Raw genomic sequence first — 16,581 nt, forward strand, 5'->3', positions numbered from 1 at the left:
AAATGTGATGAAACGACCTGTCGAAGTTAAGTTTTATGACGGAATTCTCGCTGAAGCCCGCCGTGCCTGGATTGTACCGGATCAGCAACAAGGGATTGCCCTGAAACTTGATGAGGATGTTCCAGCACAAGTTAGCGATGCAGATTTTTATTTTGCTTATCCGGACATGGCCTACATTGGGGGTGTCGGTGGTCGTAAACCGATTATTGAGCTATCTGAAGAACGTCGGATTGAGTTTTTAAGCAAAGCGCCGCATTGGCTCGGGATTAAACATAAAGATATTTATCATGCGATCTGGAAATTTGAACGTTCACCAATCCTGATTTTCTTTTCCATGATCATCGTGATTAGTGCAGTGATTATGATTTTAAAATGGGGGATTCCTTATAGCGCCAAACAGCTGGCAAAACTCCTTCCGGAGCAGACTCTGGTTGAAGTAGGCAACCGGACAGAGCAGCAGTTAATTGCCCAGACCCAACCAAGTACACTACCGGAAGAACAGCAGATGCGATTAAAAACTTTGTATGAACAAAAGATTGCTGTAGGAAAACCTGCAAAAATTATTTTCCGTCAAGGTGGATCAAGCATGGGCATGAATGCCGCAGCCATCCCGAATAACACCATTATTGTGACCGATGAACTGGTGAAAATCAGCGGCACCGATGAGGAAGTCCTTGCCGTACTGGCCCATGAACAAGGCCATCTGGTACAGAAGCACAGCATGCAAAAAGTGATTTCCAATCTGGGGGCGGCGGGACTGTTTGCCTTGGTGACCGGAGATTTAAGTGATGTGGTCACAGCCTCTGTAGTCGTGTTGACTGATGCTGGATACTCACAAGCGATTGAACTGGATGCCGATGACTATGCCATGCAGCATTTGCATCAACAGCAGATTTCCAGTATTCACTTGTCTAACTTTTTGCAGCGGGTGGAAAATGCCAGAATACTGGCAGAGGAATCGCAAACCATAAAAATGAAAAATTTCACTCTCAATATCGATGGAAAAGACCGACACCTGACAGAAACCGAACTGAAATGGATTCGCCTGATCGGGAAGTTTAAAAAATATCTGAAATCTCACCCCGAACTGGATAAAAGAATTGAGCGTATTCATGCCTTTAATGAACAGGCGAATCATCGTATCTAGTTTCTGATCATTACTATGCTTTGATTATCAAGGCTTTTTAGTCCCTATCTTTGCCAGTTAGCAGTCAGATTTTCCTGTCCCATACGGATCAGATGATCCAGTACTACATTTTCAAGTTTATTCAGGTCAGTGGATTCATCATTACTTTGAATCGTTACGGTAATATGATCTGCCTCGGGTGTCAGACTTACTTCTGCACCTGGAAAATGAATCAGGAAATTTTGTTCGGTTTCATCAATATTAAATTTATGTGTCCAGTGATTGGCCAGGCGTTTGGCAATTCGTGAAGCTTGATGCGTCTGGATATGGGCAATACTTTTCATCAGTTTTCTACACTATTCATCATTATCCTGCACTTTAAACCAAGCGGTGATGCTGTCATAACCCTCAAAGCGTTACACAGCGTTTTAATCTTGCAACATCGAATCACAGTAGCCGGAGCGGATTTGATATAATAGGAAAAATCCAATTTCAACAAGCCAGGTTCTCCCATGTCCAAGCCTTATTTAATTGCCCCTTCTATTTTATCTGCTGACTTTGCCCGTTTAGGTGAAGAAGTCGAGAACGTGTTGGAAGCAGGTGCAGACGTTGTCCATTTTGATGTCATGGACAACCATTATGTACCGAACCTGACTTTTGGTGCAGGTGTTTGCAAGGCCTTAAAAAATTATGGGATCAAGGCGCCAATTGATGTGCATTTGATGGTCAAACCTGTGGATCGCATGATCGGGGATTTCCTTGAAGCGGGTGCTGATATCATTACTTTTCATCCAGAAGCTTCTGATCATATTGACCGTTCTTTACAGTTGATCAAATCAGGTGGTGCAAAAGCGGGGCTGGTATTTAATCCGGCAACACCATTGCATTACTTGGATTATGTGCTGGATAAAGTCGATCAAATCCTGCTCATGAGCGTGAACCCGGGCTTTGGCGGACAGAAATTTATTCCAATGACTTTGGATAAATTGCGTCAGGCACGCAAACTGATTGATGCTTCAGGTCGTGATATTCGTTTGGAAGTTGATGGCGGCGTTACGCCAAGCAATATTCGTGAAATTGCCGAAGCGGGTGCCGATATGTTTGTGGCGGGTTCAGCTATTTTTGGTAAGCCGGATTATAAAGCTGTGATTGATGAAATGCGTGCGGAATTAGCGAGAGTAGGGCAGGTTCAACTCTAATCGTTAAAAACTCATAAGTGCATAAATATGTGGATAACTTTATGGATAAGTGTGTAGATATCTATGTTGATAACCATATGGATATGTTGCATAAAATGTAATCGTTTGTAGCTTGATTGATTGCGATTTAGACAAAATTTGTATAAAAAGAACTCAAATTGGGTTCTTTTTTATTGTTTATAACCCTTGTGTTCGGTGGTTGTTTATTCACCATAGGTTGATAATGGAACCAGGCAAAAAGTGATCAATGTGTCGTATATTTGTGTTTCATTATGTAATTTCTCCAGACAAAGTTTAAATTTAATTGATGTGTATAACTTAATATTCTGAGTCCATTCTCATGTAATTGTTGTGAATGAATTGCCCGATTATTAGAACTATTTCTGACTTGGCATTTTCAACATCTACCATAACCAGAGTAGCCATGAATGTCGTGGAGATTTGAGTAAGGCAAAGTTAAGTTGTATCTCGATAAGTCATTTTTTGTAAAAATAGCCAGATTACTGCAATGTGGTTTTATAAAATTTTTACACCTAGGAGGAACGACCTCCCTTGTGAATTGCGTGTCGGAATTTACAGGAAAAATCGTCAGGATGGCCTGATTCTTATATAAAAAGAGGAGGGCTGCATGGCCTGGATCGTACTTATTCTTGCGGGTATTTTTGAAATCGTGTGGGCATATTCGATGAAGCTGTCCGAAGGATTTACTCGTTTAACCCCCAGTATCATTACTATTGTTTTCATGGTACTGAGTTTTGCTTTGCTGGCTTATGCGATGCGTACTTTGCCGCTAGGTACAGCCTATACGATCTGGACCGGGATTGGTGCAGTGGGTTCATTTCTCATCGGTATTTGGGTTCTGGGTGAACCTGCTACAGCATTGCGTATGCTGGCTGCCGTACTCATCATTTCCGGTCTGGTACTGATGAAAGTATCCTCTTCATAATTTGTTTCTGTCTGTCTCGGTGAACTGGGTTAATATAGAAAATGAACTCCAGTGATTGGGACAGGGCACCATCATGAACTTAAGTTATCTTTATATGGACTCGCCTGTAGGTCAGCTACAGCTGGTCGCGAATGAAACCGCGCTGGTAGCCGTGCTTTGGGATTGTGAACAGCCGAATCGGGTGAAACTGGCGACCTTGGTTGAAGATCCGCGACATCCGGTCTTGATTGAAACCAGACGCCAGCTCCAAGAATATTTTGCCGGTCAGCGCAATGTTTTTGACCTGCCTTTGGACTTTGCCGGTACTGATTTTCAGAAAAAAGTTTGGCAGGCGCTACTGAATATTCCCTACGGACAGACCCGAAGCTATCGTGACATTGCTGAACAGGTGGGTAATATCAAGGCAGTACGCGCCGTGGGTGCAGCCAATGGCAAAAACCCGATTTCGATTATTGCACCCTGTCATCGGGTGATTGGTCGCAGTGGCAAGCTGGTAGGATTTGCCGGTGGTTTGGATAAAAAAGAAATCCTGTTAAATATTGAGCGAACGCATTAATATTTAAACACTTAAAACAAATGAAAATTAGAATATGGAACATTCTACCATACAGCTATTAAGTCCATTTTGGTCCAGCTTAGGGTGGATTCTTCTGCTTTTCTTTGGCGTGATGATTTTTAAATTATTCAAGCCATTTTTAAAAGGGAAATTAGGAGAATTTGCGGTTGCTGCCCATGTCAAACTGTATTTAAAAGATCTTCAATATATTCTGCTCAATGATTTGACTCTTCCAGACGGGACAGGCGCGACCACGCAGATCGATCATCTGTTATTAAGTCCTTACGGAATATTTGTGATTGAGACTAAAAACTATAAAGGCTGGATATTTGGAAACGAGCGACAAAAAACCTGGACCCAGAAAATCTATAAAAACAGTTATAAATTTCAGAATCCGATTCATCAGAACTATAAGCACATCAAAGTATTGGAGCAGCTACTGGCAGATATTGTGGAACCAGACCTTTTGCATTCTGTGATTGTATTTATGCCGGATGCTGTGTTTAAAACACCGATGCCAAATCATGTATTTCGGGGTGCAGGCTGGATCGACTATGTGAAAAGTTTTGATCAGCAGATGATTTCTGAAACGAAATTAAAACGGATACAACTGCGGTTAGAAAAAGAAGTTTTAGAAAAATCCTGGAAAACTAATCGGGAACACGTAGAAAATTTAAAGCAGCATAAGCAGTCATAAGTTTTTTACGGACTCATAAAAAAAGCCTGTGAATCATTCAAAGGCTTTTTGGTTTTAAATATTTGAAGCTTTCAGTTTTTCGGTAATCTCGGCCAGAACTTTAATCCGTTTCACTTCGTCCCATAAGGCTTTGGCTTCAGGATAATGTTTCGACATCATGCCCAGCCATTGCTTGTAACGGCCGACCATCCCGATCTCAGTTTTGGCTGGGCCGTTGATAAAACGAATTTGTAGTTGCAGTAGTTCATTCCAGTTCATCAAAGGTGCATCCGAGTTTTGACGGATACATTGGGTCAGGTCGGGTGTAGTCACTGCACCACGGCCAATCATCAGATCTTCGCAACCGGATTCCAGACGGCACTGTTTGGCATCGGCATTGTTCCAGATTTCACCATTGGCGATCACATTGATCTTAAGTGTCTCACGAATCGGTTGTAGCTGGTCCCAGAATGCGGGCGGAGTATAGCCATCGGCTTTGGTGCGCGCATGCACGGTAACCCATGCTGCTCCTGCATCTTCAATGGCATGGGCATTTTCCAGCATGAAATTACGGTCCATATAACCCAGACGCATTTTGGCGGAAACCGGAATATGCGCAGGCACTGCATCACGCACGGCTTTAACCAGCTCATGCACGACTTCGGGTTCATCGAGCAGGACTGAACCACCACGATGACGGTTCACGGTTTTGGCCGGACAGCCAAAATTCATGTCAATTGCCGGTGCGCCCATGGCTGCCACTTTGGCGGCATTCGCTGCTAGCATCTCCGGATTATTTCCTAAGAATTGGACATGTACCGGTGTACCTGCCGCCGTCTTGCCATCATTCAACAGTTCCGGGCAGTAAGTATGATAAATATGATCGGGCAGAAGGGAATCGGTGACACGGATAAACTCGGTCACACACCAGTCAAAGCTACCTACGGATGTCAGCACATCACGCATAATCGGATCGGTTAAGCCTTCCATGGGAGCAAGCACAAGTTTCAACGGTGCACACCTGTAAATTTAAAACGGTGTTATACGTTTTTTTAGGCAGCCTGTCTAGGCTGGATCGGAATTGAATGATGAGTACCTGAAAATTGAACTTTTTGGGCTGATATAAAAAGGCCTTTAATGTGGATTAAAGGCCTTTAAAAGTGAAGCTTAGGATGATTTAGCGATATCCAGCCATTTTAATCAGCCAGTTTCTCGACTTTCATACTCTCACGATAATACTGACAGCCCTTGTACAACAGGAAGCAACCAATCAATCCGGCAATCGCATTGACGATCGAGATCGAGTTACCAACCATTAAGGTATTCTGGAAATATTTATCCGTGATTAATGCCACAGCGGTGGTTCCGACGCCTAAGGCAATCAGGTTTGAAACCAGCAGGAACTTGGCAGATACCTGTGCGCGTAGCTGGTTTGGTGTCAGCATTTGCGTAGCAGCAGCCGATGCAGGAATCGGGAAAGTGGAGAAGAACATCGCCACAAAAATCAGCGCAAATGAAAGCTGCATATTATCGACCTGAGTGAACAGCACACTCGGAATAATCAGCGCTGCACAGCCAATCGCACCGGTACGAATTGCAGCATCGCTATAGCCACGTTTCGAGAAGAAGTCGATCAACCAGCCACAGAATAAGGCACCCGAAGTATTCGCGACTAGAATAATCGTACCGAGGATATAACCGGTTTGACTCGCATCCAGACCGAAATTACGCATGTAATAGGCAGGTGCCCAGCCCAGCAGCGAATACAGCATCATGGTGTAAAAAGAAAAGCCAATAAAATGACAGAAGAAGGTCTTTTTATGTGTCTTGATAAAACCAATCGAATTTTTGAAAGAGGCTTTAATGACCTGGCCATCCTGATCGACTTTCATACCCTTACGTGCAGGTTCACGCACCGTCAGCACCATGAGTAGGGCTAGTAATACGCCTGGAAGACCCACAATCATAAAGGTAAGTTGCCAGGTTTTCACTTCACCAATGAGGGGTAAGGCTACGAAGCTGACATCTTTTAGCAGGCCAATCACATAGCCGCCAATCAGGAAAGCTAGGCCCGAACCAATAAAGGCACCAATCGCATATACACCGAGTGCACGGCCTAATTTATCTTTCGGAAATAAATCGGCAACGATTGAATAAAAGGCAGGGGAAAGCGCAGCTTCACCGGCACCCACACTCAGACGTGCAATAAACATTTGAATAAAGTTTTTACTGAGGCCACAAGCCGCTGTAGCGAGACTCCAGAATGCAATCCCGGTTGCAATAATTTTAATCCGTGACTTTTGATCCGCCAATGCGGCAATGGGCAAGCCCATAATGGCATAAAATAAGGAGAAGGCCAGACCCTGTAACAGACTAAACTGAGTATCGCTCAGCATTAAATCGGCTTTAATCGGTTCAATCATGAGCGATAAAATTTGACGGTCTACAAATGACAGAATGTAAGCCACCATACAAATGACCACCACATACCATTGATAGGTGCTGCTTTCCGGTGGCGGTTCAATCTGTTCAGACAGCGGCACAGCCGTTTCTGTCGGTGTAGGCTCAAAATTTTGATTTGTTGGTTGAATCGTCCTTTCAACCATTTCTAGGTTCAGCGATTTATCATTCATCATGCAACATCCTGTGCTGATCGTTTGAGATATTTATTTGATACTTTTAATATGCTTGTTATTTTTATATTGTATCGTATTTAATTAATCTAGAGCCTAAATAGAGAGACGTCAATCTTTTTTAAAAATAGATACAAATAATTTTTAAAGGCAAAAAAAAAGGAATCATAATGATTCCTTTTTTTGAGTTTAAATTTTTAGCCACGCTCAACCAGCGTTAAAATATCGTAGGTTGCAACCAGTTCATTGCGTTGGTTTTTTACTTTAATATCCCAGACCACGACACCATGTGGCTTCTGTGCCGGATCGCGCAGTGCTTTTGGAGTTTTCTGCTTACAGGTCAGTTCTACCTGAATGGTATCGCCAATTTTCACCGGTTCTACAAAGCGCAAGTTGTCCATGCCATAGTTGGCAATGACTGGGCCCTGGGCGGCATCAACGAATAAACCGGCTGCGGCAGACACCACGAAATAGCCATGTGCCACACGTTCACCAAACAGGGATTCTGCTGCAGCAATCTTGTCCATATGCGCATAGAAGTGATCACCGCTCAGGCAGCCGAAATTCACCAGATCCGCTTCGGTCACGCTACGTCGTGCAGTCAGTAAACGCTCGCCTATACGCAATTCATCAAATGATTTTTTAAAAGGATGCACGCGGTCTTCAAAGACTTGAGCTCCAGCCGTCCAGCTATGGCCGACCTGAGTCATGGCATTTGGCGAGCCTTGAATCGCAGTACGTTGCATATAATGTTTGACTGCACGCAAGCCGCCGAGTTCTTCACCGCCACCGGCACGTCCCGGTCCACCATGAACCAGTAAAGGTAATGGAGAGCCATGTCCGGTACTTTCTTTGGCACTTTCTGCATCCAGAATATGGACACGGCCATGCCATGGCGCAATTTTGCTCAGCAGTTGTTCAATATTTTCATCAGTATTGCGTACGATAGATGCCACTAAGCTACCTTCGCCACGTGCCACCAAGTCAGCCAGCTGAGCCAGGTCAGTATATGGCATTAAAGTCACTACAGGTCCAAAGGCTTCAATCTTATGAATATTTTCTGCCTGATCCGGTGCTTTGCAGACCAATACGGTTGGTGGATAACATGCGGATTTCTCTGTATTTTGTACTTGAATCCTAAAGTCCTGACGCAAGTGGCTACCGAATACGATTTCTGCATTTTGACTGAGCTGTTCAACTTTTGCAGCGACATCATGTTTCTGTTTGACGCTGGCCAAAGCACCCATCGTCACGCCTTCCTGAGCCGGATCGCCCACGACCACTTTTTTTAGTTTTTCAATCAGACGACTTTGTACTGTATCCAATAGCTCGGCTGGCACAAAAGCACGACGAATGGCAGTACATTTTTGTCCAGCTTTGGTGGTTATTTCACGGAAAACTTCACGCACAAATAAATCAATCGTTTCATCATTGGCTTGCGCCGTCAAAATCGCACTGTTGACCGAGTCTGCTTCCATGGTGAACGGAATCGAGTAGGCATTTAAATGTGGATGCGAACGCAGTTTTTGCCCTGTTGAAGCAGAACCGGTAAAAGTGACCGTATCTTGAGGATTTAAATGATCAAATAAATCATAGATCTGTCCGCAAATAAGCTGCAGTGAACCTTCTGGCAAGAAACCGCTTTCATGAATAGCTTTGACCACGGCATGGGTCAGCTCGGCACCTTCGGTCGCCGGTTTGACAATACAGGGTACGCCCGCCAGTAGCGTCGGTGCGATTTTCTCCAGCATGCCCCAGATTGGAAAGTTAAAGGCATTGATATGCACGGCTACACCGGCTTTAGGCGTCAGAATATGTTTCGCGCCAAAGCTACCTTGCTTAGAAAGAGGAATCCAGGCATCTTCGACCAACGCTGTTTCATCACTCAGTTCACGACGCACCAAACTCGAATAGGCATATAAGGTGCCAATCCCGCCTTCAATATCAATCCAGGCATCTTTACGGGTACAGCCGGTTACTTTGGCAAGCTCATAAAAGTCTTCTTTGCGTTCCATCAAATACTGTGCCACTTGCTTCAGTGCATTGGCACGTTGATGAAACGTCCATGTGGCGATAGTCGCGCCTTTTTGTTTGGCATACTTCACCACGGCTTGGGTATCGATGCCCTGACTGCCGACCTGATAAACCGCTTCACCGCTAATGGCATGATAAACCGTACGTAAATCGGCTTGCGCTTTGTATTCCTGGCCGTACACCAGTGAAGATAAGCTTTTGATGGCAATAGGATTATGGGTTGATTCAGTATCTTGATAATCCATTGTGCTTGAGCTGCTGTCTAACTCTAACATTGTAAAAACTCCATTTATGATACGTTTTGAGATGTATTTTAATTTTGATGTTTCATAATTTGTGTTGAAAAATTGAAAATGTCAATCATAAATCTGTGTTTAAAAATGCGTAACAATAAAATAAAAAATATTAAATTATATAAAACAAATATTTAGTAAAAATAAGGGATAAAAATTAAATGATACCAATAAATAGATATTGATTTTAATTGCGTATCGTTTTAATTTGAATGTATCAACACTTGGGATAAGTGAGGGAACAATGAATAATCAACAACAAATCTTCGATCAAAAGATTGAAAAGGATATTTCCATCGAGCCGAAGGACTGGATGCCGGATGCTTATCGTAAGACCTTGATTCGTCAGATTGGTCAGCATGCACACTCTGAAGTGGTGGGCATGTTGCCGGAAGGCAACTGGATTACCCGTGCACCGACCTTGAAGCGTAAAGCTGTGCTGATGGCAAAAGTTCAGGACGAAGCCGGTCATGCTTTGTATCTGTACAGTGCTGCAGAAACCTTGGGGGCGGATCGTGACGACATGATGGATAAGCTGATTGCCGGTCGCATGAAATATTCATCCATTTTTAACTATCCAACTCTGAGCTGGGCCGATGTTGCAGCGATTGGCTGGCTGGTGGATGGTGCAGCAATTGTCAATCAGGTTGCGTTGTGCCGTACGTCTTATGGTCCTTATGCCCGCGCTATGGTGCGCGTCTGCAAGGAAGAAAGTTTCCATCAGCGTCAGGGCTTTGAAGCCATGATGGAACTGGCCAATGGTACGCCGGAACAAAAGCAGATGGCACAGGATGCCGTGAACCGTTTTTGGTGGCCGGCACTGATGATGTTTGGTCCAAGTGATGATAATTCACCGAACAGTGCACAAAGTATGCAGTGGAAAATTAAATTATTCAGCAACGATGAGCTACGTCAGAAATTTGTCGATAACACCGTGTCGCAAGTTTTACAGCTGGGTTTAACCGTTCCCGATCCAGACCTTAAATTCAATGAAGCCACCGGACATTATGAATTTGGTGAAATCAATTGGGATGAGTTTTTTGCGATTCTTGCAGGCAAGGGACCGTGTAACCATGAGCGTATTGAAGCACGCCGCAAAGCTTGGGAAGGCGGCAAGTGGGTACGTGATTCAGCAGCCGTCTATGCGCAGAAACAGCAGCAACAGTCAGCAGCACAAAAAGTTGCTTAAAAAATAGTTTGATCAATATAAGGAAATTTGCTCATGAATAACAAAAATAACTGGTCACTTTATGAAGTGTTTGTGCGTAGTAAACAGGGTCTGAGTCACCGTCATGTCGGCAGCCTGCGTGCGCCGGATGAGGAAGTCGCACTACAAAATGCCCGCGATGTATATACCCGCCGCAATGAAGGGATCAGTATCTGGGTGGTGAAATCTGAATTGATTACCTCTTCCCAGCCAGATGAAAAAGCAGAGTTTTTTGAACCCGCTTTGGACAAGGTTTATCGTCATCCAACCTTTTATAACATTCCAGCTGGCATCGAGCACATGTAAAGGGAAAGGTGAAGATTATGACAAATCAAGTATTGGCAGAATTTCTTTTACATGTGGGTGACAGTCAACTGATCCTGTCTCATCGTTTGGCAGAGTGGTGTGGTCATGCACCTGAACTGGAGCTGGATATTGCCTTAGCCAATATTGGACTGGATTTATTGGGTCAGGCACGTACTGCCCTCAGTCTGGCGGGTGAAGTGGAAGGACAGGGTCGTGATGAAGACAAGCTGGCTTATTTCCGCACCGAGCGTGAATACCGTAATTTGCTGCTGTGCGAACAGCCGAATGGTGATTTTGCCCAGACTTTGGTACGCCAGTGGTTGATGGATCACTACCACGCTTTATTGTTTAGCGCCTTAAGTCAAAGTCAGCATGCTGAGTTGGCGGCTTTTGCAGTGAAATCACTCAAAGAAGTGAAATATCACCAGCGTTTTTCCACCACCTGGATGGAACGCTTAAGTTTAGGTACCGCAGAAGCGCATGAAAAAACCCAGCAAGGTTTAAACCAGTTATGGCGTTTTACCGAGGAACTTTTTGTCCTGACGGCTGATGAAAGACAGCTGGTTGATAGCGGTGTCATTCCAGATATTGAAAATTTAAAAGCCCAGTGGCTGGAGACCATTACATCCGAGTTAGCGCGATTTGAATTAAGCCTGCCAGAGCTAGGCGCTTATCGCAGTGGGGCTAAACAGGGTTTACATACAGAACATCTCGGTTTTGTTTTGGCTGAACTGCAATACATGCAGCGCTCATATCCAAACATGAACTGGTAATTCGGCACAATCACAGGGAGTGAGTCGCATGAATCTGATTCGACACGTAGAAGATCAATGTTGGGACGTTTTACAGCAGGTTTCTGATCCAGAGATTCCAGTATTGTCAGTGATTGATCTGGGTATGATTCGTGGCGTCGAGCTGAATCAGCAGGATGAAATTGTGGTGCGACTCACGCCGACCTATAGCGGCTGTCCGGCCACGGATTTATTAAAAGCAGAAATTACCCAGGCTTTCGAGGCCAATGGTTTGACGCCGGTCAAAGTCATTGTGGACCTGTCTCAAGCCTGGACCACGGACTGGATGAGTGAATCGGGCAAACACAAATTACAGCAATATGGTATTGCCCCGCCGCAAGGCCAGTCACATAGCTGTGGTACGCATGTGGCATTGACCGATGGCATCACCTGTCCACAGTGCTTAAGTAACAACAGCAAATTATTAAGTGAATTCGGTTCGACCGCCTGTAAAGCTTTATATCAATGTCGGGACTGCTTAGAAACTTTTGACTATTTCAAATGTATTTGATTGTAACGATTGCGCGGTGGGCAGGGTAAACCAATAACAAGCCTGAACACCGCCACCTAAAAGAAGGATTTTGCCATGAGCCAATTTATACCATTAACCATTAAATCGATTCAGCCACAAACCGAGCAAGCGATCTGCATTGCCTTTGATCTCTCGCCTGAGCAGTTGGATACTTTTCAATATCAGCCGGGTCAGCACCTCACCATTCGTCATTTAACTGATGACGGCGAGCTGCGCCGCTGCTACTCGATCTGCAGTGATACTCAGGAAGACATGAGCATTGCGATTAAAAAAATTGATCAGGGTCAGTTTTCAACCTGGGCCAATGCGCATCTCAAAGCGGGCGATGTACTAGAAGTCATGCCACCGCAAGGGGTGTTCTTTCAGAAAGCCGCCAAGGCTGGTGGCCAGAATTATCTAGGATTTGCAGCAGGCAGTGGCATTACGCCAATTTTATCGATTGTAAAGTCGGTGTTGAACCGTCAAGCGGAAGCAACATTCACTCTGGTATATGGCAACCGCTCCTGGAAACAGACCATGTTCTCTGAACAGATCATGGACTTGAAAGACCGTTTTAAGGAACGTCTGCAACTGGTAAATATTTTTTCACGTGAACTGAATGACAGTGACATCTTTAATGGTCGGATTGATGCAGACAAATTGCAGCAGTTATTTCAGGCCAATCTGATTTCTGCCGAAGCAGATCACTGTTTCGCTTGCGGTCCTGAAGAAATGATGACAGCAGTCGAAACGGTATTACCGACTTGGGGCATTCAACGCAGCAAGATTCATACGGAACGCTTCAATACGGGTACTGCACCGAAAGCAACCGCCCAGCAGATGGAAAGCCGCAGCGAAGAACGCGTCAATATCATCCTCGATGGTCGCGAGCTGATTGTTGAAGTCTCTAAGCAGGATGACAGTATTTTAGATGCTGCGCTACGTGCCGGAGCCGACCTGCCATATGCCTGTAAGGGCGGCGTTTGTGCCACCTGTAAATGTAAGGTGTTAGAGGGACAGGTTGAAATGGCGGTGAATTACAGTCTGGAAGAAGATGAAATTCAGAAAGGCTATGTGCTCAGTTGTCAGGCACGTCCAACCACGGCCAATGTCCGACTCAGTTTTGATGAATAAAAGCTGAATTTACAGCACCGCGAGCATAGCAGGAGTTCAAGGATGACCTACATTAAAACCAGCTCACCCAAGCCGGGTGTGGTACTGATCGAGCTAAATCGTCCAGAAAAGCGCAATGCTTTAAACAATGCTACCTTGCAAAACATTGCAGCCTGTCTACAGGACTTGGAAACAGATGCTGCTGTGAAAGCCGTGGTCATCACCGGAAATACGCAATGCTTTGCTGCCGGTGCTGATTTAAATGAGCTGGCGCAGTTAGATGTGGTCAGCATCCAGCAAGACCAACGCCCACTGCTCTGGAAAAAAATTGATGAATTTTCCAAGCCTTTAATCATGGCCGTAAATGGTTATGCTTTTGGTGCAGGTTTCGAGTTGGCTTTGCATGGTGACATGGTGCTGACCGGAGAAAATGCCCAGTTTGCCTTGCCTGAAATCGGTTTAGGTATGTTGCCGGGTGCCGGTGGAACCCAGCGTCTGGCCCGTCTGGTCGGTCAGCAATTAACGATGCGCTGGGCCATGACTGGTGAAATGATTTCGGCACAAACAGCCTTGCAACATGGCATTAGTAGCCAGGTTTGTCCGGCAGGATTGACCGTGCAATACGCACTGGAACTGGCAGAAAAAATTGCCAAGCAGGCACCGCTGGCCATTCGTGCCATCAAGCAATCTTTAAAGTCGATTCATGAAGTGACTTTAAGTCAGGGACTGAAACTTGAACGTCAACATTTTGTCTGGCTGGCGGCGACCCAAGATCGCCAGGAAGGCATCAATGCATTTTTAGAAAAAAGAAAACCAGAATTTAGAGGTGTGTAATGGATTATCAAACAATTATTGTCGAAGAAAAAAATGCAGTGGGCTACCTGACCTTTAACCGTCCAAAACAGCTCAACAGTTTTAATGAAACCATGCATCAGGAAGTCTCTAAAGTCATCAAGGCCTGGGCCAAAGACAGCCAGATTCGTGCCGTAGTGATTTCAGCAGAAGGTCGTGGTTTCTGTGCTGGTCAGGATCTGAATGATCGTGTGGTCGATCCGAATGCCGATGCACCGGACTTAGGCCTGTCGATTGAAAAATACTACAACCCTTTGATCAAGCTGATTACCGAAATGCCTAAACCCGTGATTTGTGCGGTGAATGGTGTGGCAGCAGGGGCAGGCGCCAATATTGCCCTGGCGTGTGACATTGTGGTGGCAGCAAAATCAGCCTCATTTATTCAAGCCTTCTGCCGTCTTGGCTTAGTCCCAGATTCAGGCGGTACCTGGTTCCTGCCGCGTCTGGTCGGCCGTGCCCAAGCGATGGGTCTTGCCATGCTTGGCGATAAAATTCCGGCTGAGCGCGCAGTACAACTCGGCATGATCTGGCAAGTGGTTGAAGATGAGCAATTGCAGGCAGAAGCGAAAAAACTGGCAGAGCATCTGGCGCAGCAACCGACCTATGGTCTGTCCCTGATCAAAAAAGCCATTCATGCCGCAGCAGAAAACAATTTGGATGAGCAGCTCATTCTGGAACGTGACCTGCAACGTCTGGCTGGACGTTCAAGCGATTATAAGGAAGGTGTACAAGCCTTTATGCAGAAGCGTACCCCTGAATATAAAGGATGCTAAATCATGCAACAGATCAATTTGGAACAAGTCAAAGTTGCTGTGGTCGGTGCTGGAACCATGGGGATTGGCATTGCACAACTGGCAGCCATGCACGGGCATCCGACCTATGTGTTTGATCTCGATCGCAGCAAAGTTCAGAGTGCCTTGACTGCTTTAGAGGCGCAGCTGAGCAAGCGCGTACAAAATGGCAAAATGACCCAGCAATTGCTGGAGAGTACCTTCGCCAATCTGATTGTGGCAGAGGACATTCAGCAGATTGCCGATGCGGGCTTAATTATTGAAGCCATTGTTGAAAAGAAAGAAGTCAAACAAAACCTGTTTCAACAGCTGGCTGCCATTTGCCCGGAACAGACGATTTTTGCGTCTAATACTTCTTCAATTTCCATTACCGCAATTGCCTCGGCGATTCCACATCCCGAGCGAGTGATTGGTCTGCATTTCTTTAATCCGGCGCCGGTGATGAAACTGGTCGAGATTATCCGCGGACTGAAAACCTCAGAAACTATTGCAGATGCTGTATTTGAGCTAATGAAGGGCTGGAACAAAGTTCCAGTCAGAGCCAAATCGACGCCCGGTTTTATCGTCAATCGTGTCGCGCGACCTTATTATGCCGAAGCCTTTCGCGCCTTGCAGGAAAATGCTACCACCCCGGAACAGCTCGATTACATCATGCGCGAATGTGGCCGTTTTGCCATGGGACCGTGTGAACTCACCGACCTGATTGGTCAGGATGTGAATTTCTCGGTCACGCAAAGTGTCTATCAGGAATTTTTCTATGAGCCACGCTACCGCCCATCCTTGATTCAAAAAGAGCTGGTCGATGCCGGCTGTTATGGCCGCAAGTCCGGTCAGGGTTTTTATGATTATACGCAGTCCCAGCCTGCACCTGTATATGAATTGCCAGTGTGTTATGCCAAGTCGCTGAATAAGCTCAAAGTCACTATAAAAGGTGAATGGCTGCATTCAGCAGCACTGATTGAACGTTTAAAACAGGCCTCTCATGTGGAGCTGAGTTTTCAGGCGGCAGAACAGAATGAAATCCTGATTGGTGATCTTTCCCTGCGATTATCGCTCGGCGAGTCGGTTGAACTGGCTTATCCGCATGAGCCTGTGGTGTTGATGGATTGGCATGCAGATTGGACAAATGCTCAGGCGATTCCAGTCGTTGCATCACTGGCGTGTAGTGCTGAACAGTGCCAGGCAGTAGAGCTATTCCTCATAGGTATGGATATGATACCTATTTGGTCTAAGGATCATCCCGGTCTTTATGTTATACGTAGTATTGCCATGTTGGTGAATGAAGCCTGTGAAGCAGTATTGCATGATATTGCATCAGAACAAGATATTGATTCTGCTATGAAATATGGCGTTAATTATCCTTGTGGTCCATTCGAATGGGCAGATAAAATTGGATATTACACAATTTTAAAAATTTTAGAAAATATGTATCGTATTTATGGTGAAGACCGCTATAGAACTAGTATATATTTAGCAAAGAAAGCGGTGCAGGGACATGCACAGAAAACTCAGCAGCAACCATTACGCGTTGCTGGCTAAAAGGAAGA

17 protein-coding genes are annotated in these 16,581 nt (G+C 45.1%); 13 read left to right on the top strand and 4 right to left on the bottom strand.

The annotated features are described in order from the left end of the window. Positions 1 to 7: 7 nt before the first annotated feature. The gene (locus AC13CK_RS02805) at positions 8 to 1,147 is read left to right on the top strand and encodes a M48 family metallopeptidase (RefSeq protein ID WP_482830933.1); all 1,140 of its coding nucleotides are present in this window, start codon (positions 8 to 10) and stop codon (positions 1,145 to 1,147) included. A 44-nt stretch (positions 1,148 to 1,191) separates the two neighbouring features. Here AC13CK_RS02805 and AC13CK_RS02810 read toward each other — a convergent pair whose 3' ends face one another. Beyond that, positions 1,192 to 1,470, bottom strand: a complete 279-nt coding sequence (locus AC13CK_RS02810; protein ID WP_425879986.1) for a DUF2218 domain-containing protein — start codon at positions 1,468 to 1,470, stop codon at positions 1,192 to 1,194. A gap of 168 nt (positions 1,471 to 1,638) precedes the next feature. On the opposite strand from AC13CK_RS02810, the gene rpe reads away from it, so the two are divergent. The 4 genes from rpe to AC13CK_RS02830 all read left to right on the top strand — a co-directional run bounded on the left by rpe (position 1,639) and on the right by AC13CK_RS02830 (position 4,524). Then, the gene (gene rpe / locus AC13CK_RS02815; RefSeq protein WP_004279174.1) at positions 1,639 to 2,325 is read left to right on the top strand and encodes a ribulose-phosphate 3-epimerase; all 687 of its coding nucleotides are present in this window, start codon (positions 1,639 to 1,641) and stop codon (positions 2,323 to 2,325) included. A gap of 628 nt (positions 2,326 to 2,953) precedes the next feature. Next, on the top strand, positions 2,954 to 3,271 hold the full coding sequence (locus AC13CK_RS02820; RefSeq protein ID WP_004279177.1) for a DMT family transporter: 318 nt from the start codon (positions 2,954 to 2,956) through the stop codon (positions 3,269 to 3,271). A 73-nt stretch (positions 3,272 to 3,344) separates the two neighbouring features. Then, on the top strand, positions 3,345 to 3,827 hold the full coding sequence (locus tag AC13CK_RS02825; RefSeq protein ID WP_005247169.1) for a methylated-DNA--[protein]-cysteine S-methyltransferase: 483 nt from the start codon (positions 3,345 to 3,347) through the stop codon (positions 3,825 to 3,827). A 34-nt stretch (positions 3,828 to 3,861) separates the two neighbouring features. Then, on the top strand, positions 3,862 to 4,524 hold the full coding sequence (locus AC13CK_RS02830) for a nuclease-related domain-containing protein (protein WP_164542799.1): 663 nt from the start codon (positions 3,862 to 3,864) through the stop codon (positions 4,522 to 4,524). 54 nt (positions 4,525 to 4,578) lie between these two features. Here AC13CK_RS02830 and AC13CK_RS02835 read toward each other — a convergent pair whose 3' ends face one another. The 3 genes from AC13CK_RS02835 to paaZ form a co-directional block, all read right to left on the bottom strand. Further along, positions 4,579 to 5,514, bottom strand: coding sequence for a tRNA-dihydrouridine synthase (locus AC13CK_RS02835; protein WP_005251039.1), 936 nt, complete (start codon positions 5,512 to 5,514; stop codon positions 4,579 to 4,581). Positions 5,515 to 5,699: 185 nt separating this feature from the next. Then, the gene (locus AC13CK_RS02840) at positions 5,700 to 7,139 is read right to left on the bottom strand and encodes a spinster family MFS transporter (RefSeq protein ID WP_005247166.1); all 1,440 of its coding nucleotides are present in this window, start codon (positions 7,137 to 7,139) and stop codon (positions 5,700 to 5,702) included. A gap of 194 nt (positions 7,140 to 7,333) precedes the next feature. Then, positions 7,334 to 9,445: a phenylacetic acid degradation bifunctional protein PaaZ gene (gene paaZ, locus AC13CK_RS02845; protein ID WP_425879987.1), complete on the bottom strand. Its 2,112-nt coding sequence runs from the start codon at positions 9,443 to 9,445 to the stop codon at positions 7,334 to 7,336. A 262-nt stretch (positions 9,446 to 9,707) separates the two neighbouring features. Between paaZ and paaA the strand changes: the two genes are divergently transcribed. The 8 genes from paaA (at position 9,708) to AC13CK_RS02885 (ending at position 16,573) form a co-directional block, all read left to right on the top strand. Next, positions 9,708 to 10,652, top strand: a complete 945-nt coding sequence (gene paaA / locus AC13CK_RS02850; RefSeq protein ID WP_004646055.1) for a 1,2-phenylacetyl-CoA epoxidase subunit PaaA — start codon at positions 9,708 to 9,710, stop codon at positions 10,650 to 10,652. Between the two features lie 33 nt (positions 10,653 to 10,685). Further along, positions 10,686 to 10,976 (top strand): 1,2-phenylacetyl-CoA epoxidase subunit PaaB, encoded by a 291-nt coding sequence (gene paaB / locus AC13CK_RS02855; protein WP_004279183.1) that lies wholly within the window; start codon positions 10,686 to 10,688, stop codon positions 10,974 to 10,976. 17 nt (positions 10,977 to 10,993) lie between these two features. Then, complete coding sequence (gene paaC / locus AC13CK_RS02860) at positions 10,994 to 11,749, top strand: 1,2-phenylacetyl-CoA epoxidase subunit PaaC (RefSeq protein ID WP_026056591.1); 756 nt, start codon at positions 10,994 to 10,996, stop codon at positions 11,747 to 11,749. A gap of 28 nt (positions 11,750 to 11,777) precedes the next feature. Continuing rightward, the gene (gene paaD, locus AC13CK_RS02865) at positions 11,778 to 12,278 is read left to right on the top strand and encodes a 1,2-phenylacetyl-CoA epoxidase subunit PaaD (protein WP_005247163.1); all 501 of its coding nucleotides are present in this window, start codon (positions 11,778 to 11,780) and stop codon (positions 12,276 to 12,278) included. 75 nt (positions 12,279 to 12,353) lie between these two features. After that, positions 12,354 to 13,412, top strand: a complete 1,059-nt coding sequence (gene paaE / locus AC13CK_RS02870) for a 1,2-phenylacetyl-CoA epoxidase subunit PaaE (protein ID WP_224216830.1) — start codon at positions 12,354 to 12,356, stop codon at positions 13,410 to 13,412. A gap of 42 nt (positions 13,413 to 13,454) precedes the next feature. Then, entirely contained in the window at positions 13,455 to 14,225 is a 771-nt protein-coding gene (locus AC13CK_RS02875; protein WP_005104871.1) for an enoyl-CoA hydratase-related protein, read from the top strand. After that, positions 14,225 to 15,016 carry a 2-(1,2-epoxy-1,2-dihydrophenyl)acetyl-CoA isomerase PaaG gene (paaG, locus tag AC13CK_RS02880; RefSeq protein WP_004279188.1) on the top strand — a complete coding sequence of 264 codons (792 nt, stop codon included), beginning with the start codon at positions 14,225 to 14,227 and terminating at the stop codon, positions 15,014 to 15,016. Before AC13CK_RS02875 ends, paaG begins: the two co-directional genes overlap by 1 nt. A gap of 3 nt (positions 15,017 to 15,019) precedes the next feature. Next, positions 15,020 to 16,573 (top strand): 3-hydroxyacyl-CoA dehydrogenase, encoded by a 1,554-nt coding sequence (locus AC13CK_RS02885; RefSeq protein ID WP_425879988.1) that lies wholly within the window; start codon positions 15,020 to 15,022, stop codon positions 16,571 to 16,573. The last annotated feature ends 8 nt before the right edge of the window (positions 16,574 to 16,581 follow it).

The sequence above is a fragment of the Acinetobacter sp. L-24 genome (assembly GCF_056857555.1).